22 protein-coding genes and 1 pseudogene are annotated in these 24,865 nt (G+C 37.1%); 19 read left to right on the top strand and 4 right to left on the bottom strand.

Annotation, left to right across the window (positions count from 1 at the left end; all coding sequences use genetic code 11):
* Positions 1-49 precede the first annotated feature (49 nt).
* The 5 genes from RCG24_RS14595 to RCG24_RS14575 all read left to right on the top strand — a co-directional run bounded on the left by RCG24_RS14595 (position 50) and on the right by RCG24_RS14575 (position 4,900).
* A protein-coding gene (locus RCG24_RS14595; RefSeq protein WP_308077353.1) for an IS3 family transposase occupies positions 50-1,203 on the top strand; the annotation gives its coding sequence in 2 pieces (ribosomal slippage) (positions 50-305 and positions 305-1,203; 1,155 coding nt in all).
* 285 nt (positions 1,204-1,488) lie between these two features.
* Positions 1,489-1,704 (top strand): hypothetical protein, encoded by a 216-nt coding sequence (locus tag RCG24_RS14590; protein ID WP_308077352.1) that lies wholly within the window; start codon positions 1,489-1,491, stop codon positions 1,702-1,704.
* Positions 1,705-2,217: 513 nt separating this feature from the next.
* Positions 2,218-2,742, top strand: coding sequence for a tubby C-terminal domain-like protein (locus RCG24_RS14585; protein ID WP_308077351.1), 525 nt, complete (start codon positions 2,218-2,220; stop codon positions 2,740-2,742).
* Positions 2,743-4,259: 1,517 nt separating this feature from the next.
* The gene (locus RCG24_RS14580; protein WP_308077350.1) at positions 4,260-4,517 is read left to right on the top strand and encodes a hypothetical protein; all 258 of its coding nucleotides are present in this window, start codon (positions 4,260-4,262) and stop codon (positions 4,515-4,517) included.
* A complete protein-coding gene (locus RCG24_RS14575) occupies positions 4,514-4,900 on the top strand; it encodes a retropepsin-like aspartic protease (RefSeq protein WP_308077349.1) in 387 nt (128 codons plus the stop codon). Before RCG24_RS14580 ends, RCG24_RS14575 begins: the two co-directional genes overlap by 4 nt.
* A 116-nt stretch (positions 4,901-5,016) precedes the next feature.
* Here the strand turns inward: RCG24_RS14575 and RCG24_RS14570 are convergent, their stop codons facing one another.
* Together RCG24_RS14570 and RCG24_RS21330 are read right to left on the bottom strand one after the other, a co-directional pair.
* On the bottom strand, positions 5,017-5,403 hold the full coding sequence (locus RCG24_RS14570; RefSeq protein WP_308077348.1) for a tyrosine-type recombinase/integrase: 387 nt from the start codon (positions 5,401-5,403) through the stop codon (positions 5,017-5,019).
* Positions 5,404-5,479: 76 nt separating this feature from the next.
* Positions 5,480-5,707: a DUF3888 domain-containing protein gene (locus tag RCG24_RS21330; RefSeq protein ID WP_374049163.1), complete on the bottom strand. Its 228-nt coding sequence runs from the start codon at positions 5,705-5,707 to the stop codon at positions 5,480-5,482.
* A 316-nt stretch (positions 5,708-6,023) separates the two neighbouring features.
* On the opposite strand from RCG24_RS21330, the gene RCG24_RS14565 reads away from it, so the two are divergent.
* From RCG24_RS14565 to RCG24_RS14545, 5 genes are all read left to right on the top strand, one after another.
* Positions 6,024-7,160, top strand: a complete 1,137-nt coding sequence (locus tag RCG24_RS14565; protein WP_308077347.1) for an SEC-C metal-binding domain-containing protein — start codon at positions 6,024-6,026, stop codon at positions 7,158-7,160.
* Positions 7,161-7,354: 194 nt separating this feature from the next.
* Entirely contained in the window at positions 7,355-7,663 is a 309-nt protein-coding gene (locus RCG24_RS14560; RefSeq protein ID WP_308077346.1) for a hypothetical protein, read from the top strand.
* Positions 7,657-8,418, top strand: a complete 762-nt coding sequence (locus tag RCG24_RS14555) for an RQC-minor-1 family DNA-binding protein (RefSeq protein ID WP_308079193.1) — start codon at positions 7,657-7,659, stop codon at positions 8,416-8,418. Before RCG24_RS14560 ends, RCG24_RS14555 begins: the two co-directional genes overlap by 7 nt.
* Positions 8,419-8,468: 50 nt before the next feature.
* Positions 8,469-9,311: a DUF6398 domain-containing protein gene (locus RCG24_RS14550; RefSeq protein ID WP_308077345.1), complete on the top strand. Its 843-nt coding sequence runs from the start codon at positions 8,469-8,471 to the stop codon at positions 9,309-9,311.
* Between the two features lie 63 nt (positions 9,312-9,374).
* Complete coding sequence (locus tag RCG24_RS14545) at positions 9,375-9,860, top strand: YecA family protein (RefSeq protein WP_308079192.1); 486 nt, start codon at positions 9,375-9,377, stop codon at positions 9,858-9,860.
* Positions 9,861-10,389: 529 nt separating this feature from the next.
* Here RCG24_RS14545 and RCG24_RS14540 read toward each other — a convergent pair.
* The gene (locus RCG24_RS14540) at positions 10,390-11,706 is read right to left on the bottom strand and encodes an IS1380 family transposase (protein ID WP_308077039.1); all 1,317 of its coding nucleotides are present in this window, start codon (positions 11,704-11,706) and stop codon (positions 10,390-10,392) included.
* A gap of 392 nt (positions 11,707-12,098) precedes the next feature.
* Positions 12,099-13,214, bottom strand: coding sequence for a GntR family transcriptional regulator (locus RCG24_RS14535; protein WP_308077344.1), 1,116 nt, complete (start codon positions 13,212-13,214; stop codon positions 12,099-12,101).
* 368 nt (positions 13,215-13,582) lie between these two features.
* Here RCG24_RS14535 and RCG24_RS14530 point away from each other — a divergent pair, with 368 nt between their 5' ends.
* From RCG24_RS14530 to RCG24_RS14485, 9 genes and pseudogenes are all read left to right on the top strand, one after another.
* Entirely contained in the window at positions 13,583-15,223 is a 1,641-nt protein-coding gene (locus RCG24_RS14530; RefSeq protein ID WP_202654735.1) for a xylulokinase, read from the top strand.
* Complete coding sequence (locus tag RCG24_RS14525) at positions 15,217-15,912, top strand: L-ribulose-5-phosphate 4-epimerase (protein WP_202654736.1); 696 nt, start codon at positions 15,217-15,219, stop codon at positions 15,910-15,912. The genes RCG24_RS14530 and RCG24_RS14525 overlap by 7 nt, the downstream gene beginning before the upstream one ends.
* Before the next feature lie 33 nt (positions 15,913-15,945).
* Positions 15,946-17,370 carry an L-arabinose isomerase gene (araA, locus tag RCG24_RS14520; RefSeq protein WP_202654737.1) on the top strand — a complete coding sequence of 475 codons (1,425 nt, stop codon included), beginning with the start codon at positions 15,946-15,948 and terminating at the stop codon, positions 17,368-17,370.
* A 245-nt stretch (positions 17,371-17,615) separates the two neighbouring features.
* Complete coding sequence (locus RCG24_RS14515) at positions 17,616-19,025, top strand: sugar porter family MFS transporter (RefSeq protein WP_202654738.1); 1,410 nt, start codon at positions 17,616-17,618, stop codon at positions 19,023-19,025.
* Between the two features lie 185 nt (positions 19,026-19,210).
* A pseudogene (locus tag RCG24_RS21325) lies at positions 19,211-20,241 on the top strand (aldose epimerase family protein).
* A 251-nt stretch (positions 20,242-20,492) separates the two neighbouring features.
* Positions 20,493-21,215, top strand: coding sequence for a GntR family transcriptional regulator (locus RCG24_RS14500; RefSeq protein ID WP_374049162.1), 723 nt, complete (start codon positions 20,493-20,495; stop codon positions 21,213-21,215).
* A 237-nt stretch (positions 21,216-21,452) separates the two neighbouring features.
* A complete protein-coding gene (locus tag RCG24_RS14495) occupies positions 21,453-23,837 on the top strand; it encodes a phosphoketolase family protein (RefSeq protein ID WP_308077340.1) in 2,385 nt (794 codons plus the stop codon).
* Between the two features lie 325 nt (positions 23,838-24,162).
* Positions 24,163-24,297, top strand: a complete 135-nt coding sequence (locus RCG24_RS14490) for a hypothetical protein (protein ID WP_306792950.1) — start codon at positions 24,163-24,165, stop codon at positions 24,295-24,297.
* A 93-nt stretch (positions 24,298-24,390) separates the two neighbouring features.
* On the top strand, positions 24,391-24,804 hold the full coding sequence (locus RCG24_RS14485) for a hypothetical protein (RefSeq protein WP_308077339.1): 414 nt from the start codon (positions 24,391-24,393) through the stop codon (positions 24,802-24,804).
* Positions 24,805-24,865 lie beyond the last annotated feature (61 nt).

Below are 24,865 nucleotides of genomic sequence, written 5' to 3'. Positions count from 1 at the left end.
GACACAGATTGTTATAATAAATATATCAACTATAACGGGGTGTGTCTGTATGGCTAGAGCTAGACAATTCGAAGAGGAGTTTAAAATTGAAACTGTAAAGTACCTTAGCGCAAACAACAAGTCTGTAGCCCAAGTGGCCAGAGAAGTAGGCGTTAACGTAAATACTTTGCATGGCTGGGTGAAGAAGTATAGTCAACAGCCGGAGGTAAAGGCTGTAAAATCTTATTCTTCAGAGGCAGCCGAACTAAGGGCCCTTCAGAAGGAAATCCGTGATCTAAAGGAGGAAAATGAAATATTAAAAAAGGCGATGCACTACTTCGCGAAAAGCCCTCGGTAAAATATGAGTTCATCCAAGAACACTGCTCCCAATACCGAGTGGAGAAGATGTGCAAAGTACTGGGAGTTTCCAAAAGCGGTTATTTCAAATGGTTAAACCGGCCAAAAAGTGATCGGCAAAAACAACATGAGGAATTAACACAAAAGATTCTTCAAACCCATATAGAATTTAAGCAACGATACGGCAGTGTGAAAATCACTAAAACTCTGAATAAACGGGGCGTGAAAGTGAGCGGGCGTACGGTTTCCCGCATTATGACTAAGAACCAGTGGAAGTCTTGTACTGTCAAGAAATATAAGGCTACGACCAATTCCAAGCATCAACACCCGGTAAGTGAAAACATCCTGGATCGGCAGTTTAAAGCGAGTAAACCAAACCAATTTTGGGTAACGGACATCACATATATTCCGACCAATGAGGGCTGGTTGTATTTGGCGAGCGTTATGGACTTATATTCTCGTAAAATAGTAGGTTGGGCCATGGACAAGACCATGACAAAGGAATTGGTCATCTCCGCATTAAAGATGGCTTACAAGCGCCAGCGGCCAGGGAAAGGCGTTATTCATCACTCAGACCGAGGTGTTCAGTATGCCTCACTGGAGTATCAGAAACTATTAAACAAGTACAGTATGGTAGGCAGCATGAGCCGAAAAGGAAACTGTTACGACAATACTTGTATTGAATCCTTTCACGGTATTCTTAAGCGTGAACTTGTTTATCAAACGAAGTTTAAAACTAGGGAAGACGCGAAGAAGGCGCTGTTTGAGTATATTGAATTCTTCTACAATTCTAAGAGGATCCATTCAACTTTGGGCTACTTTACACCCAACGAATTTGAGCAGATGTATGGAAAATCAGTGGCTTAATTTCACCTTGATAAAAAAGTTTAAATCGCTCTTTATTTAAACTTTTTTATCAAGGCCACCAAGCGAAGCGCGGTAGAAAAATCTGTGTCTATTTTCTTGACATAGTATCAAAGAACTTCTGCTAACATCATTTGTATTTGAAATGACGGACACATATGACAGTTTACGTCTGTCAAAATTTAAGGTGTAGTTCATAATTCAACTCAAAAAACTAATGATTCAACAAAAAGACAAGTCTTCTTGGAACTTCTAATGGTATAATTTTCAAAAAGGAGGGAACGGGAAATGACTGTTAATTTGACCGAGTACGTTAATAAGAGAATTGAAGAACTAAAATCTTTTAAATCTGAAACATTTGGGTTATTAAAGGATATGGAAATAACCTTTGATAAGTTAAGTGAAGAAGAGGAAAGAGAATTACTGGAAAATAAAATGAAATATTATTCTGCATCAGGTGCATTAATGGAATTAGAACAATTAAAAAAGGTATTAAATGGTTAAAGGGAAATTTCAATAAAAATCGGGAAAACTTAAAGATGGGTTTCCCAGTATTTTATCAAAAAAATCAACATTAAAGTTTAACGTAGCCATTAGGATTAATACGAATCATTTTGATATTTGGATTTTTAGGAGGGCTATTCTATGCCGTTCTAAATGCTTTTTATAAATCAATGGGCGTAACCCAATATGAATGGTTTGGTTTTTTGGTAATTTTGTTATTATTATTTCTCACTTACAGGAACAAATGGCAATTTAAAGGTTGGTACAATGAAAAAGAAAAGCTACCTCGAAAATTTAATAACTTTCTAAAATCAATCTCTGTACTATTATTAATTTTACCTCTCATTGTCAATTACTTTTTACGATAAATCACGAAATGTCAGGGGAAACCTGCTAAAATGTGGGCTTTCCCTAAATTTTTTTATAAAAATCAACATTAAAGTTTAACAGAGCCAAAAATAAAGTTGATATAAAATAGTCCAGACATACAATTAATAGATTTGAGGAGGAAAAATGCAAAGTTTTACTTATAATCCGCCAAATATTAAAAATTCAACAAAGTTGGTTAATGTTACAGATAGTAATGGTAAAACTGTATGTACCTTTAAACGAACTTATAAAAATATGTTAGTGAGACTTGCAGATTTCTTTTTCAGTCATAACTTTTTTGTCCAATTTGACGTATTTGGGGAAAATGGAAAACTGAAATTTCAGGGGAATAAGAAACCACGATGGGGAAAAACACAATACAAAATAATGAATATTGATAACCAAGAGGAGTATTGGGTGTCATATATTAGTTGGCAAACAATATCTCCTGAATTTCTGATTAAATGCACATCTGGCCTTGAATTTACGGTAAAGAAAGATTTAATGGATTGGGCAAAATTTTATTATGAGGGTAAGGAAGTAGCAAGGTGGAAAATGAAAGCAACTGAATTCTTTAAAACTTATTTAGAAATAGAGGAACATTCACCCATAAAAGAACCTGAATTCTTCATTTGTCTTTTTCAATGTATTTTTTATGTTGGGGATTAAGAAACTTAAATCATTTTAAGTTATCCAGTACACTCCTCATATGAAAAGCAGTGACATTCCCATATGTAACTTTATTATGATCATTTGAGTTATTAAAAGATAGTGAAAAAGCGTATGCAACCTGCATACGCCTTTTTGCGGAACAGTGTCCTGTTTTCAACCAGTTGGCCAAGGGGTCGAGAATAGAAGTTGAACGAACTCCTTTTTCTTTTCCATTTGATTACCTCCTTCCTTCATCGTGGAAGAATTTATCTTTGCTTTAAGCCTATTATTGTTTGGTGATACATTTCAAGATTTTCTTTCAAGATCTGCATGAATTCCGTTTTTTCTTTCAGCTTTGATAAGGCCAGTTTCCATTCATGTGCATCTTTGGTTTCTTCTGCATTGAAGGAATTTCTTGCTCCAAAAAACCGTCACATCATCACTGCCATACTTTGCGCGAAATTGGGAGTTGATTGCTTGTAATCCTCTAATTGCCGGTGCCTGTGGAATCATTTCTTGTCCAGAAGATCTTGTTCATAACAAGTTTTGAGTTCCTTTAGTGTAAGTCTCTCATCGGAATAGGTGGTGAAGGCTGTATCCTCATTGAACATGGGGATTTCATAAGTTTTTAGGGTATATTCAAATTTGCCCACATCAACTAGCTAGGTAATTTCGTCAATTGATATGCCTAGCCATTTGGCAACGTCTCAATTGAATACGATTGTTTCACCTCATACCGAATACCGAGGAAAAAGAATACCAACTAATCACTATTATAAATAAGAAGAAAAAGGATTGGAATAAGGGGTTTTGTGCAGTGTAACGCTATTCATGTTTTTGTCGAAAAGTTTTTGTATTGTCGACTGATTTAGGATTGAGGGAGATTAAAATCCGAAGGTTTGTAAAAACAAAGAATTGAAAAAGGAAGAAGTGTGTTCAGGTCAAGTATACAAACCAAATCATGAAATTCTGTTTTTTAGAAATCATAGGGAAAATGTGAATATTAATGCGGGAACCGGTATATTTTTGAACCTTTCGGTATACATCTTTACATAATTCTGTCACTGCTTTAGAATGTATTTGTAGGTTTAAAATTAAGAAGTAGTCCATTGAGATAAAACCTTGATATATCTATGATTTAGCCAAGTCTACTACTTCTCGTTCTTAACCACTGAAGCAGTAGTTGCTGACAAGCCAGAACCACCAGCTGCAGGCCCTGCAATGCCTGACATGGGCGGCATGATGTAATCTGCCCCTCGAACCCTTGAAAAATAAGGATTTGTTGGTAAGATAAGAGTGGTTTGCTAATATAGAGGAAATTAACGGAGGCTTCTCATGAGTTCACCGAACTTTTAAGAGGCTTCTTTTTTCATTTCTTGGGTTACATGGAGGTACACATTTTTTGTTATTTGATCGTCAGTATGACCTAAACGATCCATGATTTGTTCGAGAGAGACACCTGCCTGAGGTATATGAGTAGAATTTTTGATAAAATGAAAATAAGAAGTTACTACTTCGTAAAGGGGGAGTATGAAATGTTATGGGAACAAGTTCGAAAAGCTTACCCGGATAAATGGGTTGTCATTGAAGCAATTGCAGCGCACTCGGAGAGTAATTTTCGCATAGTAGATGATATAGCTGTAATAGATTCTTTTGATGACTCAATGGACGCATTTCGCCGGCATCATGAATTGCACAAGCAAAAGCCAAACCGTGAACTTTATTTTTTCCATACTTCTAGAGAAGACCTCGATATACGCGAAAAGAAATGGACAGGACTTAGAAAAATATGATTAAGATAAAAGAACTATCAGAGTTACCATTTATAGAGGCTACTGTAACATTTCGTGGGCAAAGCTTGAAATTAGAAAATGTTTTACTTGATACTGGCTCTGCTGGAACCATCTTTAATGTGAATAAACTTGAAGAAATAGGGGTAAAACCAGAAGCGAATGATGTAACACAAACCATTCAAGGAGTCGGTGGACTTGAGTTTGTTTATATAAAAAATATAGATCAAATCTCTATTCATGATGAAATAGCAATCCAAAACTTCAATGTTGAATTGGGTTCAATGGATTACGGTCTTGAGATCGATGGTATTATCGGATACGATTTCATGAAGGAAGTCGGCCTTATTATTGACTTGCAAAGACTTACCATATCTATAGAGTAGGTCCTCTTGTTAGGGGACATTTTATTTTGTCCTTATTCCATTTAAGGATTTCGTTTACACAACAGTGACGTTTTGTGGGTCTATGTGCTTGAAAGCAATTATTGCTTTCAAGTTTATTACTTTCTGTAGCTGCGAATTAAAGCGCTAAATTGGTCAGAGGCATTTTTTCTTCTATACTCTATTCCATGAAGATAAATTCTTCTAGTTGTTAAATCGTCCTGATGGCCTAACCGATCCATAATCTCATTTATAGCTATTCCTGCCTGTGCAAGAAGAAAAGTGTGAGTATGGCGAAAGGAGTGTGGAGTAAGTGTTGGATTTAACTCACTAAGCTTTAATAACCTAGCCATTCTATTTCGCACAAATTTCATTAGTGTCTTTAATTTTAAAGTTTGGAGTGCCCCATGTATACTAGGGGTTATCTTTGGTTTTAAGTAGATTCCATATTTATAGAGGGGATAAATATTTACCAACGGTGACATAATTGGGGTTAATAAAATCATAATAGTTTTAAAAAATTCGATCGGTTGTAATAAAAATCAGTTTTCCGCAATCGGGCCATTTAATTGAAGATTATTCTCAAAGAAAAAGCACCCTTTTACAAAAGGATGCCTGTATTTGGCTGCATTTAGTTATTTCATTTGGCTTTAATCTTTTTAGGTTGAAATCAATAGCATGCCACTCTAGGGATTTTTCATTACTAAAAGTGATTGTCACTAAATCATTAGGAGGATCGTGATCGCCTTCAAATGTTCTTACCTGCACGGTAACAATAAATAAGTAAGCGCCTATGGGCAGCTTTTCAATTTTAATAATTTAACCACACTCATTTTGTTTTATTTCGCCCCATATTGCTTCTCCAATTCCTGTTGAATTAAGGGATAAAGCATAACGAAAATCAAGTCATCACGCAACTGTATATCATTTTTATTTACCGCAGTGGGGGACTGACCCCTTATTTGGACTAATTAGAAAAAAGTAGTTGACCCAGTTTCATGTGTTTATTTTAAGCGTCTGCGTGATACAATGGAAAAAATAAATATGAAATGAAAAAGATGGCCAGTAAGGAGTTACTGTGGCTTTTGATGTTGTCGTAGTGGACTCTGTGTGAAGGGAGTATAAAATGGTAGTAAATAAAAACAAAAATCAATCGAATAAAATCATAGGAATAGCTTCATTAAAGGAAGGACTATCCACATTAAAAATGGCAGATCTTCAAGACATCCGAAAAAAACAGCAAATCAAAAATATAAGTTCCTTGAAAAAGGCGGAGTTAATTGAATATTTGGCGGAGGCAATCCCTTTTCTTCTAAGAATTATTATCAGCGGATTTGATGAGCGACGATTGTTTTTAATAAAAAATCTCATAGCGAATAATGGAGTGATTAGTGCAAATAATGTAGAAATCGAGGAGATGGAGTATTTCCATAAAACTGGTTTTATGTTTACTGGTTTTCGGAACGGCAATCCAGTTGTCATGATTCCTTTGGAATTATTGCCTTCTCTAGGAGAGATCGTTCAAGACGAAACGATACTTGCGAATGTTTTGAGGAATACGGAATGGATTAAGATCACCCGCGGATTACTCTATTATTATGGAACAGTGCCGCATGACAAGCTAGTGGATTTGGTTGAGAAATATACGCCTATTCACCCAGATTACCTCGCCTTCAATCATGTTATTTTTGATGCGATGGAATACTACCAGGAAATGTACATTGACAGGTACGGCTATTCTTACTGGGAAGTGCTAGACCCTTTAGTTGTTTTAGAGGAGCAGGCATCTAGAAAGAACCTGGACTACTATCCATTCACGAAGAAACAGCTTCTTGAAGCGGGTGAAACGGACTATGTGGAGCATCCAAAGGGGTATTCTCAACTTGTATCACTGTTTACGCAGGAGTATCGGATGCCAAAACAAGAGGCGACGGAGCTTGCCCGGGACTTTGTTATCCACGTGAAATTAGGTCATCAGCCTAGTCAGCTTCTTCAATATTTGCAGACGCAACTGACATTCGAAAGTTTAGAAGCTGTGCAGAGACTAATGGATGCTCTTGTTCTTCTTATGAATAATACGAGGGAATGGTATTTAAAGGGATATACTTCAGAAGAGCTATTCAAGCAGGAGAAAAAGGCATTACTGCCTTTGCCCAATAAACAAGGGGAAGTCATTAGTTTCCAAACTGGTCAAAAGGTTGGCAGAAATGATCCTTGTCCATGTGGGAGCGGGAAAAAATTTAAGAAATGTTGTGGGAATTGAAAATCTAGACGTAAAAAATGCTAAAAGTTTTTGCTTTTGGAAAGCTGAGAAGTGGCAGAGCAAAAATATGTATGCAAAATCAAAGATGTTTTGTTCGAAAATTTTCTTAGTGGGGCGGACGAAAGGATAGTATATATAAAGTTCATATCGCAGAATATCTTTCACAATTATCGTCTAAAAAGGAGGATAAGGAGATGGCATCAAAAAGAAATTCACAAGCTTGGGCAGAGGCTAAAAAACGATGTCGTTTGAATGAGGCTGATATACAAATGGCCAAGGAGTTGGGGATGACACCCAAGAGTTTAATTAAAAATATCCCTACGCCTAATCAGCAATGGAAAGCACCTGTAAAAGTATGGATTCGTGATTTATATGAGGAGAAATTCAATAGGGTGCTAACAGTTAGGCCTACTGTCAGTGAAGAATTAAAAAGAAACCCCAAAGTACTAGAAAAACCAATTGTTTCCGAACGCTGGGATGATGAGGAGGACTTGCCATTTTAAAAGCAAAGACGGATCGATTATCTGAGGAAGAAATAAAGGTCATATTGAGAGCGGCTGATGAAATTATTGCCCAGGGAGGAAGGACACTTCTTGCCAAAATCTTAAAGGGATCACGGGATAAGAAAGTATTGCAACTGGAGCTGGACAAGTGTCCTGTCTATGGTTATTTTAAGTCAGAGAAACTAAATGAAATTATGCAAAAAATTGATTGGATGATTGATTATGATTTTCTAGATATTGAATATTACGGAAAACTGCCAATGATTATTTATACAAAGCGAGGTTGGCAAATAGAATCTGATCAATATGCAGATGAACTTTTAAATGAATGGAAGGAATGGATTAAGCAGGGAAAGCAAAATCCTGAGATGAGCTATTTAAAGGATCGGAATAGGAAAATGATTCTTTTGCTGCTTGAGAAGATTAAAGAATCCGGAGATCAATCATTTATCCCTTATCTAGAATTATGGGAGAAAATTGATTACAAAAAGGTAAGAGATGCAATTCGAACAACTATAAATGTATTAAATAGAAAAGAGCCAATTGATCATTCAGCTGTAAAGGAAAGAACAGAATCTATCGATGAAGCATTAAAAGGTATAGAGCCGCAAGACCTCCTTTTAAAATGCTGGGTATGTGGAGAACGATTTACTTTTACAACGGGGGAGCAGCAGTTTTATAAGAAAAAAGGCTTTTCCTATCCGAAAAGATGCAAAAAATGTCGTAACGAAAAGGATAACGCATTCTTCTATTAATGAAGAAAATCTACTTTAAGAGCAAACTAATAGATTAGAGGTTGTGGAGTATGACTAAACCAAAAGAAAAGGTAGAGGAAAAGAAGGCAGAATTACTGAAATTAACAATTGAGTTTAGCAAGCAATTTTTAAATGAAGAATATGAGGAAGTAATTGAAAAATTAATAAACAAAATGGCTAGGAAAAGGGAAGTTCCCTTTCTGTCAGGTCGTATTGAAATCTGGGCTGCAGCAGTAATTCATGCCTTGGGAACGATTAATTTTTTATTTGATAAATCTAGTCAACCAAATGTGTCTGCTGCAGAAATTTTTGAGTATTTCGGCACGAAGCAAAGTACGACTTCGCAAAAGTCGAAGAAAATTAGAGATATGTTTAATATGACCTATTTTGACAGTAATTTCTCGATAAAGTCAGTTGTTCAAGATAGTCCTTTTAATAATCTTTCGATAGTAAATGGATTAATTGTTCCTCAGGATATGTTGAATGATCAGCAGGTTGAAATCGAAGAATGGGAAATTCAAGCTGCCCAAATATTAGGGATAAGCGGTTTAGAGAGAGGTAATAAATATAAAGCAAGTTATATGGACAAATTATTCACTGTAAAAGAGACAAGTTTAATGAGTTTTTATGAATATCTATTACAACATATGATATTTCCTTTTACTGCATTATATGAAGAGGAAGTGGGTCCTTTAGAAATCGCAGAATTTGAAGTCAACTGTATTCGTTTAGAGCAAGAGATAAAAGTAGACGAAATTTATGGAATTCTTGTTGAATGCAGGTTAGGTAGGAAAAAAGTAATACTGCCATTAGCTAGCATCAAATTGGACGAAGGACATGAGAATTTTAAATGGATAGATTTATATCAAGAATGGTTCTGGTCATACAGATAATGCTCAATAGTAATTGAATGCATTTTTAATAGGTTATAAAAGGAATGATGAAAAGTGAAAATTATGGAAAAATCTGATGTTTTAAGTGGAAATACCTTTAGTTATATTGAGGTATTTGAAGAGAAAAAAGGGCTTGTCCTAGGAACTGAAGTAAATGATATAAAATATATTATTTATGATCAGTATTGTATGAATCCAAGCTGCAACTGTGATAATGTTATTCTTATCTTTGTAGAAAGCAATAATAATGACTCAGAGTTTGCTATCAGATTATCATTAAAAAAGAAAAGATATGAGATTCTTGATATCTATGGAATTTCTAGAAAACAAGTGGATGAGATTGTTAAGGATTCGTTAAAAGACAGTGAAGAAGCAATAGGGCTATTAAGAAAGCGATATAAAGAAATGAAGGAAGCGGGAAAGGCAGTTTTACAAGGAAGTCCGGAAATAAATAGCAATGTAATTGAATTGCCGGTGGAAAAACCTAAAAGAAATGAGCCTTGTCCATGTGGAAGTGGAAAAAAATACAAAAAATGCTGTGGTATGTAGTTATTTTGTTATACTAAATTTTAAATTAATGTTAGAAAATCGAATTGGAACGATCCATGAATTAGCTAGAGCAATCATGGATATGTAGGTTGTGTGGTTTTATAATAAACAAAGAGCTCAGCAAATCGCAGATTAATTAAAACCTGAATTATTCATACCTGCACATTAGTCAATAAAAAGAAATCTAGAAATTCAATTTGGTGCACAATTGCCATTAATTTATTTGTAAGTTACCTATTCATGAAAATCGCTAAGTGGCATGTCTTAAAGTGTTAGGTTTTTGAGCATACTACTCCCTTGGTCTTGAAAGTTGTTTTTAAATATTGGCTGCATTACATTTGTCTGTTGATTTCCGTTCCGGGCGCTTGCTTTCCGCAGGGAGGAAGTCGAGCCTCCTCGGCGTTCCGCCTGTGGGGTCTCGACTTTTCCTCTACATCCCGCAGGAGTCAAGCGCCCTCCACTTCAATCAACAGTGTGTAAAAATCAAAATCGCACATTAACACAGCCCAAATTAGATAGCAGATAAGTTTTATTCCAGCTTTAGCAGTTGAATTCTCTGTAATACTTTCCAAAAGAATTCTTGGTACACAAAACTGGAAGACAACTTAAAGTAAAGCGATCGTCCTGATTTCACTAATTTACTTGCGACCTTTATCAGTCTTGTTCGAATGGTTTCGATTTGTATGCTTTTTTGTCCCTCCGGAAAACAAAGCGTACGAAGCCAATTTGTTAGGTTATATGCCAACAAGCTCAACATCATCTTGGATTCATTTACTTGAAAAGAATGGCTGTTCATTTTATCCAAACCAAATCCATTCTTAGCTTCCTTGATATAGTTTTCCATTGTGCCTCTTTTTTTGTACGCATTCACGATATCCTTCGGGGAAAATGCGTCTATCAAGTTCGTTACAAAAAATGAATTCGTGAAAAACAATTCGCCCGCAGGGCGAACAGATTGGATGATCACTTTTCTAGGCTTAGACCATGATTTTGCTTGATATTCGGTTTCCTCATAATAAATCTCTGGTTTTGTTGTATCGGCTGGAATGGAGGCAGGATGTAGTTCATCAGCGAGACGTTGCAAATTGGCATTTGATTTTAAACGAATCACATAATAAACCGACTCTTCCTCACACAAATCATACAAAGCTGGAACAGCAAAGCCACTATCCCCTCGTAGGAATGGGACAATCGCTGGGAATTTCTCATTATAATGTTCGATAAGAGGCTTGACAAATTCCACGACACCGTTGGAAGTATAGACATTTCCCGGTCTTAGTTGGGCCTTTAAAAAATCACCAGTTATTCCATCAAAAGCAACCAATGGATGGAAACCAACTGTTCCGTAATGAGAATTGTAAGATGTGGATTCCTGTTTTCCATACGTATCGGCATGTGTAGAATCCAAGTCGATAATAAGTGCCTTAGACTCTCTAATTTGATTCACTTTGTCTAAAAGTTCTTGATTAGCTTGATTTAATTGCACAATAGATTCCTTATCAAACCGTGCAAAAAAGCGGGATAAGCTAGGTTGGGAAGCTAATGCTTCTGTTCCAATGATTTGCGTAAACACGGGATCCTTCGTTAATTGATCAGCTGCATCATCTTCGGAATATCCAGCAACGATTTGATAAATCTTTTGACGAAGCAAGTTTTCATTCGAATGAAAAAAGTAGAGTCTTTCGTCTTTTAGTTGTAGGTATTTAGTTAATGTCTCTGAAAACCCTATTTTCTCATCGAATTCTCTAAAAATGAATTCACCGGTATCAGAAGAAAGGGAACCTCCATCATTTGACAATTTAATTTGACGATTGAAATTTAGGGTTAATTGCGGTAAAGTAGCCATTATAAGAATCCTTTCTGTGGTTATTTCGTAGTTGTTTTAACCTTATCAGAAATGGATTCTTTTTTCATTTATTAAGTGCATTAAAAATCGACTGAAAAGCTGATTAAATAGGAGAAAGCAGCCTATTTCAAAAAAACTGTGAATAATTCAGGTTAAAAGTAAAAGACCATCATTCTTTTGCTGCTTGAGAAGATTAAATATCCGAAAAGATGTAATAAGTGTCGTAACGAAAGGGAAAACGAGTTTTTTTATTAACAAGACAATATATCCAAAGAGCAAATAATATATTAGAGGGTGTGGATTTAATTTTTCTACGATTGTTTTAGGCATGTGAATTTCTACTTGTTCTTTATGAACAATGGGACATGAGGACACCCAATGTCCCATTGTTTTTATGATTCATCGATCACACCAGATGGTTGTACCTCTAACTCTATTACGGTTTCGCCTTCAATTAAAGCTGGTTGATAATAGTATTCATTTGGTAAATCCCTCTTTCTCTGTAATTTCTTGATAATCCAATCAGCTGCATCACGTCCCATTTGTTCTTGCGGATGCGTCAATGTCGTAAGTTTGATATGAGCATTTTTGGCAATATAGGAATTGTCTTGACCAATAATTGACAATTGTTCCGGAATGGAAATATTAAGTTGTCTGCATACATTTGCCACTTCCAACGCAACCTCGTCGTTGTAGCAAACAATGGCAGTCAACACGGCTCTATTTTGATTTAGGAACTCCTTCAAGTTAGTGGATAGGTCTCGCTTCGTCTCTGTATCATAAGAAAGTATATACTCTGGTTGAAATCGTAATTTGGCTTCCCCAAGCGCTTTTATATACCCCTTCATTCGATATTTTCCTTGCAAATCATCTTTTTTTGAAATGAGTCCAATTTGAGAATGCCCTTTCGAAATTAATTCTTTTGTTGCAATATAGCTGGACTGTACGTCATCGAGACAAAGAAAAGGAACATCTAATTCCTCATAATAAGCGTTGATCATAATGAATGGCACATCCTGTTCTTTGAACGATAGATAGTAAGCAATATTGGGATTGTATAAATTGCTTTTCGTGGGTTCCACAATCAAACCATCCACACCAAATGCCAGCATCATCTCCAAAGCTTTTTTTTCTTGTTCAACATTATTATTTGTACTGGCTAATAGTAACGAATAATTATCTTCATTCAATCTCCCTTCAATTCCCCTAATAATGGAAGGGAAAATGTAATCAGAAATGTAGGTCGTGATGACACCAATTGTTTTTTTATTAGAACTTCCTCCTGCTTTTAATTGATATTGGTTGCTGACATATGTGCCGGATCCCTTTTCACTTCTTAAGAATCCCTCTTTTGATAGTTCCAAAATGGCCTTACGAACAGTGTGACGGCTAACCTTGTACTTTTCTTGAAGAGCAGACTCGGTAGGTATTTGTCCTCCTATGCTATAATCTCCTGAGAGAATTTTACTTTTTATATCATCAATTATGATCTGATACTTAGGTTTCATGCAATTCACTCCTTTCATAGTTGTTCGCGTTCTAATTTCATCACATAAAATATTTGTATGGATATATTGTACCATGACTTTAAATAAATTAAAATAATAACCCTTATTTCCATACAAATTTCCAACCCCAGGGACCATTTCCTTTTTTTACCCCACTTTTTTCTTTTGTCACATGATTCCTTTTAAAATCAACCTTATGAGAGTAAAGGGTTAAATTATATCTGTGGCATTTGTATGTACATATAATAATATTATTGACATATGTACGTACAGAAAATATACTAAGGGTGTTAAAGTTAAGTGAAAAGGAAAGCGCCTCCTTTTAATTATACGCTACATTGAAACCGCTGTCTGAGAGGAGAATATGTATGAAAGATAATCGATTGCACATAAAGGAAGCGATCACCAAGGGAGAAACTTCTCTTGGAATCGAATTTGGCTCCACTCGTATTAAAGCAGTGTTGATTGATCAAAGTTATGGAACAATTGCATCTGGAAGTTATGAGTGGGAAAACCGTTTGGAAGATGGCTTTTGGACGTACAACTTAGTGGATATAATTACCGGCCTGCAAGCTGCTTATAGTGAAATGAAGCAAGAAGTTGAACGGAATTATGGAATCACCATTCGAACAATTGGTTCTATTGGAATTTCCGCCATGATGCATGGGTATATGGCATTTGACAACACGGGAGAGCTGCTTGTTCCATTTCGGACATGGCGTAATGCAACAACCGGCGCTGCAGCGAAAGAATTAACAGAGAAATTTCAATTCAATATCCCTGAACGCTGGAGTATTGCTCACCTTTACCAAGCAATGTTAAACGATGAGAAACATTTGCCGCGTGTTGAATTTATCACCACTTTGGCTGGTTACATTCACTGGTTGCTGACTGGTAATAAGGCAATTGGTATAGGGGATGCTTCGGGCATGTTCCCAATTGATGAATCAACACAGGATTATAATGAGACGATGATCAGGCAGTTTGATGAGCTAATCGCGCTCAAAGGTTATCCATGGAGATTAAGGGATCTTCTCCCTAAAGTCTATCTTGCTGGCGAGCAAGCAGGAGAGTTAACTGAAATTGGAGCAAAAATTCTTGACAAGTCACTAAATTTACAACCAGGAATTCCAGTTTGCCCACCGGAAGGTGATGCTGGAACCGGGATGGTGGCGACAAATAGTGTAAGAAAGCGTACAGGAAACATCTCAGTTGGAACCTCCGTTTTTGCCATGATTGTATTGGAGAGGGAACTTTCAAAAGTATATCCGGAAATTGATATCGTAACGACACCTAACGGCAGCCAGGTTGCCATGGTTCACGCGAACAACTGTTCTAGTGATCTTAATGCTTGGCTCGGTTTGTTCCGTGAATTTTCTGAGGCAATGGGACTAAAGGTTGAAACAAATAAATTATTTGATGTGATGTTGAATAAAGCTCTGGAAGCCGATCCGGACAGCGGCGGTTTGCTTAGTTACGGTTATTTTTCAGGTGAAAATATTACAGGCTTAGAACAAGGACGACCATTGTTTGTACGCTCGCCTGAAAGTCGCTTTAATTTGGCAAATTTCATGCGAACCCATCTTTTTGCAGCATTCGGTGCTTTGAAAATCGGAATGGACATTTTGACGAAGAAAGAAAATGTTGCAATTGATAGCATATTAGCTCATGGTGGTTTATTTAAAACTCCTGTTGTCGGACAAAAAATTGTTGCCGCTGCCATGAATACTCCAGTTTCAGTTATGGCAACTGCTGGGGAAGGCGGGGCGTGGGGAATGGCCATTCTTGCCTCTTACATGATGAACAAAGGCCAAGAGGAAAGCTTGGAAGACTTTCTTGACAAAAAAGTATTTGAGGGGGTTGAGGGGCAAGAAATGTATCCCGATGGATTTGACGTTAAAGGCTTTGAAATATTCATTGAGCGATACAAGAAAGGTCTAGTGATTGAGCAGGCCGCCGTAGATAATTTTGATGTTATGAGTGAAAAACGGGAGGAATTGACGTGTTAGAACAGTTGAAAGAAGAAGTATTTCAAGCCAATTTGGACTTGCCAAAACATGGACTTGTGAAATATACATGGGGAAATGCGAGTGGCATTGATCGGGAAAGTGGTTTATTCGTGATCAAACCAAGTGGTGTTGATTATGAAACGATGAAAGCTAGTGATATGGTGGTTGTTGATTTAAATGGCAATGTTGTGGAAGGAGAGTTGAAGCCTTCATCAGATACACCGACACACGCCGTCCTTTATAAGCATTATCCAGAAATCGGCGGCATCGTGCACACTCATTCAACTTGGGCGACCATTTGGGCGCAAGCAGGCCTTGACGTTCCAGCGATGGGGACCACTCATGCCGACACATTTTATGGTTCCATACCATGTGCCCGCTTCTTGACACAAGAGGAGATTGATCGTGGTTATGAAGCGGAAACTGGCCATGTCATCATCGAAACATTTAAAGAGCGCGGGTTAGATATTTTAGCGGTGCCCGGTATCCTGCTTCATGGCCATGGTCCATTTACTTGGGGTAAAGATGTAAAATCAGCAGTCATGAATAGTGTGGTGTTAGAAGAAGTTTCAAAAATGAATTTGTTTGCCCGAGAATTAAATCACTTTGCTGTAGACTTGCCACAACGTATTTTAGATAAGCACTATTTACGAAAGCATGGGAAAAATGCCTATTACGGGCAAAAGTAATATAAACTATCAAACTAAGAAAAGAGGATTATTATGTCAACAATAGGTAAAAAAGAATTCTGGTTTGTCGTAGGCTCGCAGCATCTTTATGGTGAAGAAGCATTAGCAGAAGTCAAAGCACACGCACAAACGATGACCGATGCCTTAAATGAAAGCGGTGTTTTGCCTTATCCGCTTGTATTGCAGGATTTAGCTGTTAGCGCAGATAAAATCACAAGCATCATGAAAGAGGTCAACTATCGTGACGAAGTTGCCGGTGTCATCACTTGGATGCACACTTTCTCGCCTGCGAAAATGTGGATTCGCGGAACAAAATTATTACAAAAGCCATTGCTTCATTTAGCAACCCAATTCAATGAAAGTATCCCTTGGGCAACGATTGATATGGACTTCATGAACCTAAATCAATCAGCTCATGGCGACCGTGAATATGGTTTTATCAATGCCCGCTTAAAAAAACAAAATAAAGTGGTTGTAGGTTATTGGGAGCGCCCTGAAGTCCAACAGGAAATTGCAAAATGGATGGACGTAGCGGTTGCTTATAACGAGTCTTTCAACATTAAAGTCGCCCGCTTTGGTGACAACATGCGTAACGTTGCCGTTACCGATGGGGATAAGATTGAAGCACAAATTCAATTTGGCTGGACAGTTGACTATTTTGGTATTGGAGACCTTGTTCAATACGTGAATGCTGTTAAGGACGAAGAAGTGGATGATTTATTTGCAGAATATGCCAACCTTTATGAATTTGATTACGGTACTTACAGTAAGGAAGATTGGGAGAAGAGCGTAAAAGTACAAGCAAGATATGAAATTGCCCTTAAACGTTTCCTTGATGATGGCGGGTACAATGCCTTCACCACGAACTTCGAGGATTTATATGGTATGAAACAGCTTCCTGGTCTTGCCGTCCAGCGTTTGATGGGACAAGGGTATGGTTTTGCAGGTGAAGGAGATTGGAAGACGGCAGCACTCGATCGCTTACTCAAAGTGATGAGTCATAACCAATCAACTGGCTTTATGGAAGATTACACATATGAATTAGCCGTTGGTCAAGAATCTGCCCTTCAATCACATATGCTTGAAGTAGATCCGACTTTAGCAAGTAATAAGCCAAAAATAATCGTATCGCCATTAGGTATTGGTGATCGTGAAGATCCAGCACGTTTAGTATTTGATGGTAAAGCAGGAGATGGTGTGGTTGTTTCAATGGCTGACTTTGGTACTCATTACAAACTATTAATCAACGAAGTATCAGCATTTGAGCCAACTGTTCCAGCTCCGAAACTCCCAGTGGCACGGGTACTTTGGAACATTAAGCCAAACTTCCAAGACGGGGTGAAAGCTTGGATTGAGAATGGCGGCGGTCACCATACAGTTGTTTCGTTGAATTTAACAACAGATCAAATTATAACCTATGCAAAACTTGTTGACTTGGAATACGTAGATATTAGGTAATTAGGTAATGATTTTATCCTCCGAGGAGCTTTGCTTCCTTGGAGGTAAAAAATAGTTATTCCAGAAGTTGAAGAATAGAAATGGAAGCCATTAGTAAAATAATCAAATCATGATCCCTTTATTTGTGAATGTGGTGTGGTCGTAGTTTTTAGGAAAAGATGAAAACGTTTAAATGAACGCAATAATATTTTTTGTTGTGGGATTTTTAAACAATATAAATTTAAAAACTTGAGGAGGAAACTTTAATGGGTAATGAAAAGAAAATCTCAAGTGGCTTCATTTATTTTTTTGGGTCTTTTGCTGGTATTCTTTTTGGTTATGATATCGGCGTTATGACGGGTGCTTTGCCTTTTCTGCAACATGATTGGAGCCTTCAAAACAGTGCTGGGGCTATCGGCTGGATTACCTCTTCAGTGATGTTTGGAGCTATTTTTGGAGGTGCTTTGGCCGGACAACTTTCCGATCGTTTAGGACGGCGCAAAATGATTATAGTATCTGCTTTAATTTTTGTTGTGGGGTCAATTTTGTCAGGAATGGCCCCTCATAATGGGATACTTTTTTTAATTGTTGCTCGGATATTATTAGGATTGGCTGTTGGTGCTGCCTCTGCGTTGGTCCCAGCCTATATGTCGGAAATGGCGCCTGCACGTTTACGCGGACGTCTGTCAGGAATTAATCAAACAATGATTGTTTCCGGAATGTTGCTTTCGTACATTGTCGATTATTTATTGAAAGATTTACCGGAAACAATGGCATGGCGATTGATGCTTAGTTTGGCTGCCGTACCTGCTCTGATCTTATTCCTAGGAATGTTAAGATTACCCGAATCACCACGTTTTTTAATTAAGAATAATAAAATTGATGAAGCTCGTAAGGTGTTGGGCTATATTCGCACTAACAAAGAAGAAATTGATGCTGAAGTAACACAAATTCAAGATACTGCCAAAGAGGAAGCAAAGGCAATTCAAAAAGCATCATGGGGTACACTCTTAAGTAATAAATACCGTTATTTAGTAATTGCTGGTGTGGGTGTTGCTGCTTTTCAACAATTCCAGGGCGCAAACGCCATTTTCTATTACATTCCTTTGATTGTAGAAAAAGCAACAGGGCACGCAGCCAGCTCAGCTTTGATGTGGCCAATTATTCAAGGGGTTATTCTCGTACTAGGTTCATTGGTATTCCTAATGATTGCTGATAAATTTAATCGACGTACTTTATTAACAGTTGGCGGGACGATTATGGGACTATCCTTTATTTTACCAGCAATATTGAATATATTAATTCCTAATGCAAGTCCGATGATGATCGTTGTATTTTTAAGTATCTATGTTGCACTTTATTCATTCACTTGGGCTCCTCTTACCTGGGTCATAGTTGGGGAAATTTTCCCGTTGGCAATTCGTGGGCGTGCATCAGGATTAGCTTCATCATTTAACTGGATTGGTTCTTTCTTGGTTGGATTGCTTTTTCCAATCATGACCGCTTCGATGTCTCAACAAGCTGTTTTTGCAATCTTCGGCGCTATTTGTTTACTTGGAGTTTTATTTATCCGGACACGCGTTCCGGAAACCCGAGGTCATACTTTAGAGGAAATTGAAAAAGTTGGGGAAAGTAGACGGGCTAATAGAAAAATGCGTAAATCGACCGCAGTGTGATTTTCGTTGTAACAACCGTTATTTTCTTAATAGATTTCTTAAGGCCGGAGCTGTACTTCGGCCATTTTTTCAACTATTAGATTCTTAGTGTCCAACATAGGCATTTGATATGATCAGGTCATTTTGTTTCAGCCTTTATTTTATAATAATAATTGTGCAAGTTGATTTAGAAAGGGGCCGGAAGAATGAAATTAACACAAAGACCTTTTGGGGATGAAGCCTTACTGTTTTCTATGGAAAATGATAATGGGGTGACATTAGAAGCAACAAATTATGGTGCAAGAATCGTTAATCTTTTTATCCCAAAGGATTTGGGCCGTAAGAATATAGTATTGGGATTTGACTCTGTTGAGGATTACAAAAAGGAAACATACTTTGGAGCAACAATAGGAAGAGTCGCGGGGAGAATAAAAAAAGGTGAATTTTCACTTGATGAAGTACTCTACAAAACGTCTGTAAATCAATCCGGGAATACTTTACACGGTGGAAAACCTGGGTTTGATGAGAAAATATGGGATTTTGACATAAATGAGACTGATCAAAGTGTGTCGATCATTCTTTCAACAAATTCACCTGATGGTGAGAATGGCTTTCCAGAAAATTTGGAAGTAAGTGTAACTTATACATTAGACAATTTAAATAATTGGTCAGTGCGTTATCAAGCAAAAAGTGATAAAGATACAATTTTCAACCCGACAAATCATGTCTATTTTAACTTAACAGGACATCCAAGTAATCCAATCGATGAACATTGTTTACAAATAGGTTCAGAAGAATTTGCCCCGTAAATGCAGCAGATACCACGGTAACTGGCGAAAAGCGAGGTGTCTTTGGAACAGCTTATGATTTTCGAACCGCGAAGAAGCTTAAATCGACCTTTGAATCTGATGATATCGAAGTGAAAAAGGTTCAAGGGATCGATCATCCTTTCTTCCTTACAAGCACAGGAATTAATCATATGGCGGCAAAATTAATTAGCCCTGATGGGAAAATAAAGGTTGAGGTATACACCGAGGAACCTGTGATAGTTGTTTATACAGCAAATTTTGTGGAAGGTGTGCCACTTATGCATGGAGAAAAGTTAACTCAACACGGTGGGATAACATTTGAAACCCAAGCTGCCCCAGGGGCTATCGAGTTTGACGGTTTTGGAGATATTATTCTTCGTTCAGGGGAAAATTACACTTCCCAAACCAAATACAAAATATATTTTTAGCTGTATAGCAATGGAGGAAAATTAAAAGAATAATAAAACACCGTATTACCATTAGGAAAATTTCACTTTTTTACGTTGTTAAACAGTACAATTTTCTTTACACATCTTAATTCTGATTTTGCTCATTTGTTGATTTTGACTCATCTATAACGAAAATGTAAGAAGGAGAGACTAATTTCCAAATTACTAAAACGGTTGCAAAAAATTTGTGGTACTATGGTAGTTATAGAAGAGTTGAAAGGAAGTACAACATGGCAGAGTTAGTCTATAAGCAGATTATTGATGACCTTAAAGAGAAAATTTTTTCTGGTCAGTTTGCTGATCTGAAATTACCAGATGAACGCAGTCTTAGTGAAACGTATCAGGTAAGCCGTAGCTCAATTAAACGCGCGCTAACGAAGATGGCCAATGACGGCATTATTTTCAAGAAGCGTGGTTCAGGGACATTTATCAACCCATTATATATAAAAAATGAATCAATTTTTAATTATGAAGGTTCAAATTTGGGAGTGTCTGATAATTTCCAAATGAACGGAAAAAAGCCAAAAATTAAAGTATTGGAGTTTGAGGTCATTCCGCCAACAAATGAATTACAAAGGGATTTGTTCTTGCAGCCTCATGATTTTGTATATAAAATTATTCGCTTACGTTTGTTTGAGGATGAACCCTTCATGATTGAAACCGGCTATATTCCCATTAAGATTGTGCAAAATTTAAATCAAACTATTATTGAGGGATCTATTTTTCACTATTTAGAGGATGCCCATAATTTGGCTGTTACAAAATCCTTTTTATCGATTTATGCAGAACCCTCCAATTCGGTTGACCAAGAACTGCTGAACTTAAAGGAAAATGAGCCAATAAGTATTATGGAAGGCATATTCTTTCTAGATAACGGCACACCATTTGAGTTTTCTCAAATGCGTTTTCACTACAAATATATGAAATTCAACACAATTGTATCGGTTCCGTAAAACAGGACTGGGATATTTCCCGGTCCTGTTTTTTAGATAATTGGTTTCATTATCGCTTAAATCCATCTTATAAGCTGTTATTAAATATCTCTCTGTGTCATTCATATAAATGTGAATTTTTTTCAAAAATGGTGCGTACCAATTAAATTAATGGTTGATATTTTAAAATAAATTGGTATGATTAATTTGTGGATATAACTATAAAAGAATTTAAGTGACCTAGGGAGTTGATTTAAAATGAAATTAGCGTTGGAGCAAGTTGATTACTCATCTAAAACATATTTAGAGAAGCTTGATGCTTATTGGCGCGCAGCCAATTTTATCTCAGTTGGGCAATTATATTTGAAGGATAATCCTCTTTTAAAAGAACCGATCAAGGCATCAGATGTTAAAGTAAAGCCAATTGGACACTGGGGTACGATTTCTGGCCAAAACTTTATATATACTCATTTAAATCGTGTAATTAATAAATATGATTTGAATATGTTCTATATAGAAGGTCCTGGTCACGGCGGTCAGGTTATGGTATCGAACTCCTATCTTGATGGAAGCTACAGTGAGATTTATCCAGAAATTAGTCAGGATATTGAGGGCCTAAAGAAATTGTACAAACAATTTTCATTCCCGGGTGGTATTGCATCCCATGCTGCACCTGAAACACCCGGATCCATCCATGAGGGCGGAGAATTAGGATACTCTCTTTCGCATGCTGTTGGTGCCATTCTTGATAATCCAGATTTGATTGCCGCGACTGTTATTGGTGATGGGGAAGCTGAAACAGGTCCATTAGCTACCGCATGGTTTTCCAATCGTTTCATTAACCCTATTACAGATGGAGCCGTATTGCCAATCCTGAATGTAAATGGATTCAAGATTAGCAATCCAACTATTTTTGCTCGATTTACGAATGATGATATCACTTCCTATTTTGAAAGCTTAGGCTGGAAACCATTTATCGTGGAGGGTGATGATCCAGAATTCATGCATGTAGAAATGGCTAGAGTCTTGGACATTGTTATTGAGGAAATTCAAGCGATTCAAAACTATGCTCGAAAATATAACGATCCGATGCGTCCAAAATGGCCAATGATTATTTTTCGTGCCCCTAAAGGCTGGACAGGTCCTAAAGAATGGGCTGGTGTACCGATTGAAAATTCATTCCGTGCCCATCAAGTTCCCGTTCCTGTTGACCAAAACCATATGGAGCATATTGATGCATTAGTAGATTGGCTAAAAAGTTACAAGCCGGAAGAGTTATTTGATGAAACCGGCCGCTTAAAACCTGAAATTGCTGAAGTCGCCCCTAAAGGCAATAAACGGATGGCGATGAATCCTGCAACAAACCCCGGAAATCTTATTAAAGATTTGCGCCTGCCAGATTTCCGTAAATATGCACTTGATAACTCTGAACATGGGAAAGTTGTCGCACAGGATATGTCCGTTTTAGGCAACTATTTTAGAGATGTTATTGTTGAAAATGAGGAAAACAGCAATTTTAGAATCTTTGGACCGGATGAAACCATGTCTAACCGCTTAGCTCCTGTTTTTGAAGTAACAAAACGTCAGTGGTTGGAAAAAATTGTAGAGCCGAATGATGAATTCTTAGCATCTTATGGCCGTGTGATTGATTCCCAATTATCCGAACATCAAGCAGAAGGAATGCTTGAGGGCTATGTTTTAACAGGACGTCACGGCATTTTTGCCAGCTACGAAGCCTTCTTACGTGTTGTTGATTCGATGCTCACGCAACATTTCAAATGGTTACGTAAAGCAACTGAGCAAGAGTGGCGCACAGAAATTCCATCACTGAATGTAATCGCGACTTCCACGGTCTTCCAGCAAGATCATAATGGTTATACACACCAGGATCCTGGTTTATTAGGTCATTTAGCGGACAAAAAACCAGAGTTTATTCGTGAATATTTACCAGCTGATGCAAACACTCTATTGGCTGTCTTTGATAAAGTCTTAAACGACCGTCAAAAGATTAATTTAATTGTTTCATTTAAGCACCCGCGTCCTCAATGGTTTACGGCAGATGAAGCAAAAGAATTAGTTGATAAAGGATTGAAGGTCATTGACTGGGCAAGTACAGAACAAGATGGTGAACCTGACATTGTCTTTGCATCTGCAGGAACAGAACCAACCATCGAAAGTTTGGCTGCTATCTCTATCCTGCATGAAAAATTGCCGGAATTAAAGATTCGCTATATCAACGTGGTTGACCTACTGAAACTTAGAAGTCAAAAGCTTGATCCTCGTGGTTTATCTGATGAGGAGTTTGATCGATACTTCACAAAAAACAAACCGGTTGTCTTTGCTTTTCATGGTTATGAAGGTCTAATCAAGGATTTATTCTTTGACCGCCATAATCATAACTTATCTGTACATGGGTACCGTGAAAACGGTGATATTACAACACCATTCGATATGCGTGTGTTGAACCAAATGGACCGCTTTGATCTGGTGAAAGAGGCTGTTTTAAGCTTACCTGATGCTGACAAGCACACACACATTGTTAAAGAAATGGAAAGTATAATTACGAAACATAATCAACACATCCGTGAGGAAGGTGTGGATTTACCAGAAGTTGAAAACTGGGTATGGAAAGAATTGAGATAATGTTGTCAAGGTAATCTTACACATGACTAGGGAGTAGTAAGGGCTGCGTTGAAAAGCTTCTGCAAACGATACGTTAATGAAGCCAAAAAAGGGTAACCTAACATAATAAAAAATTTAAAGAGACTTTTCATTAGTTTCCCAAACTTTTGAGAAGTCTCTTTTTTGTGTCAGGCCGTATTGAAATCTAAGCTGCGGCAGGGCAGTAATCCATACCTTGAGTATGATTAATTTTTCTCGTGTTAAGTAAAATAAACTTTATTGGGATTTATTGCCTTCTCTTGATACAATAAATTTTAGAGATACATTTTAATGAGGAGGGGCGAAATTGGATTTACTTATCGGTTTCTTATTATTTGCAGGAATTTTTGGAATATATGATGCCTTAAGAAAAATAAATAATAATATCTTGGATCAAACAGAGGAAATAAAAAAGTTGCGCGAGGAATTAGCGAAAAAATGACCTTTGCAAGGGAAGTGGGCTAATACTTCCCTATTCTCTATAATGGATTATAATGGGTGTACAATTTTTATTAATAGAGCGGGGGATCGGAAAATGTACATTGTTCCATATATAGTTTCCCTTTTTGTGATTGTGATCTCAGTATTTGTGACCCTTTTGGTAAAGTCTGAGCTGGAGCGGCTGTTTCGTGATCAAAATGCCGTTGCCCCTTTTCACATATGTAATGTAGTGATTACTTTAATGGTTTCCTTTGCAGCAAATGCTGTTATGACCATATATATCATCAGGAATGAATTCAAATTGATTCCTCAATTAGTCATTCTGATGGCGATGATTTTACCGATTTATTATTTTGGGAACCTGGCATTTGAAAAATATAAATTAGTTTATCGAAAATACAATACTGTTGAAAACGGGAAAGTTCTTATACTTAACGAAAAGTACTTAAAAAAGAAAAAGCGTTCTTCACTATTCAAAGAGTACAATGCCTTTTCTAAGGAAAAGTAAACTTTCAGTATAAAAACCAAGGTTCTTTAACAACCGTATTAGGATCTGCTGGTAGCAACTT

Source organism: Neobacillus sp. OS1-32 (assembly GCF_030915425.1).
Taxonomy (GTDB): Bacteria; Bacillota; Bacilli; order Bacillales; family Cytobacillaceae; genus Neobacillus; species Neobacillus paridis.
Note: the sequence above shows the minus strand (reverse complement) of the source record. Positions and strands in the feature narration are given on the sequence as shown.

Excerpts from the sequence above, each read along its gene's own strand:
- RCG24_RS14590 (WP_308077352.1), top strand. The coding sequence starts at position 1,489 with ATGACTGTTAATTTGACCGAGTACGTTAATAAGAGAATTGAAGAACTA.
- RCG24_RS14585 (WP_308077351.1), top strand. The coding sequence starts at position 2,218 with ATGCAAAGTTTTACTTATAATCCGCCAAATATTAAAAATTCAACAAAG.
- RCG24_RS14580 (WP_308077350.1), top strand. The coding sequence starts at position 4,260 with ATGTTATGGGAACAAGTTCGAAAAGCTTACCCGGATAAATGGGTTGTC.
- RCG24_RS14575 (WP_308077349.1), top strand. The coding sequence starts at position 4,514 with ATGATTAAGATAAAAGAACTATCAGAGTTACCATTTATAGAGGCTACT.
- RCG24_RS14570 (WP_308077348.1), bottom strand. The coding sequence starts at position 5,403 with ATGATTTTATTAACCCCAATTATGTCACCGTTGGTAAATATTTATCCC.
- RCG24_RS14565 (WP_308077347.1), top strand. The coding sequence starts at position 6,024 with ATGGTAGTAAATAAAAACAAAAATCAATCGAATAAAATCATAGGAATA.
- RCG24_RS14560 (WP_308077346.1), top strand. The coding sequence starts at position 7,355 with ATGGCATCAAAAAGAAATTCACAAGCTTGGGCAGAGGCTAAAAAACGA.
- RCG24_RS14550 (WP_308077345.1), top strand. The coding sequence starts at position 8,469 with ATGACTAAACCAAAAGAAAAGGTAGAGGAAAAGAAGGCAGAATTACTG.
- RCG24_RS14545 (WP_308079192.1), top strand. The coding sequence starts at position 9,375 with ATGGAAAAATCTGATGTTTTAAGTGGAAATACCTTTAGTTATATTGAG.
- RCG24_RS14540 (WP_308077039.1), bottom strand. The coding sequence starts at position 11,706 with ATGGCTACTTTACCGCAATTAACCCTAAATTTCAATCGTCAAATTAAA.
- RCG24_RS14535 (WP_308077344.1), bottom strand. The coding sequence starts at position 13,214 with ATGAAACCTAAGTATCAGATCATAATTGATGATATAAAAAGTAAAATT.
- RCG24_RS14530 (WP_202654735.1), top strand. The coding sequence starts at position 13,583 with ATGAAAGATAATCGATTGCACATAAAGGAAGCGATCACCAAGGGAGAA.
- araA (WP_202654737.1), top strand. The coding sequence starts at position 15,946 with ATGTCAACAATAGGTAAAAAAGAATTCTGGTTTGTCGTAGGCTCGCAG.
- RCG24_RS14515 (WP_202654738.1), top strand. The coding sequence starts at position 17,616 with ATGGGTAATGAAAAGAAAATCTCAAGTGGCTTCATTTATTTTTTTGGG.
- RCG24_RS14500 (WP_374049162.1), top strand. The coding sequence starts at position 20,493 with ATGGCAGAGTTAGTCTATAAGCAGATTATTGATGACCTTAAAGAGAAA.
- RCG24_RS14495 (WP_308077340.1), top strand. The coding sequence starts at position 21,453 with ATGAAATTAGCGTTGGAGCAAGTTGATTACTCATCTAAAACATATTTA.
- RCG24_RS14485 (WP_308077339.1), top strand. The coding sequence starts at position 24,391 with ATGTACATTGTTCCATATATAGTTTCCCTTTTTGTGATTGTGATCTCA.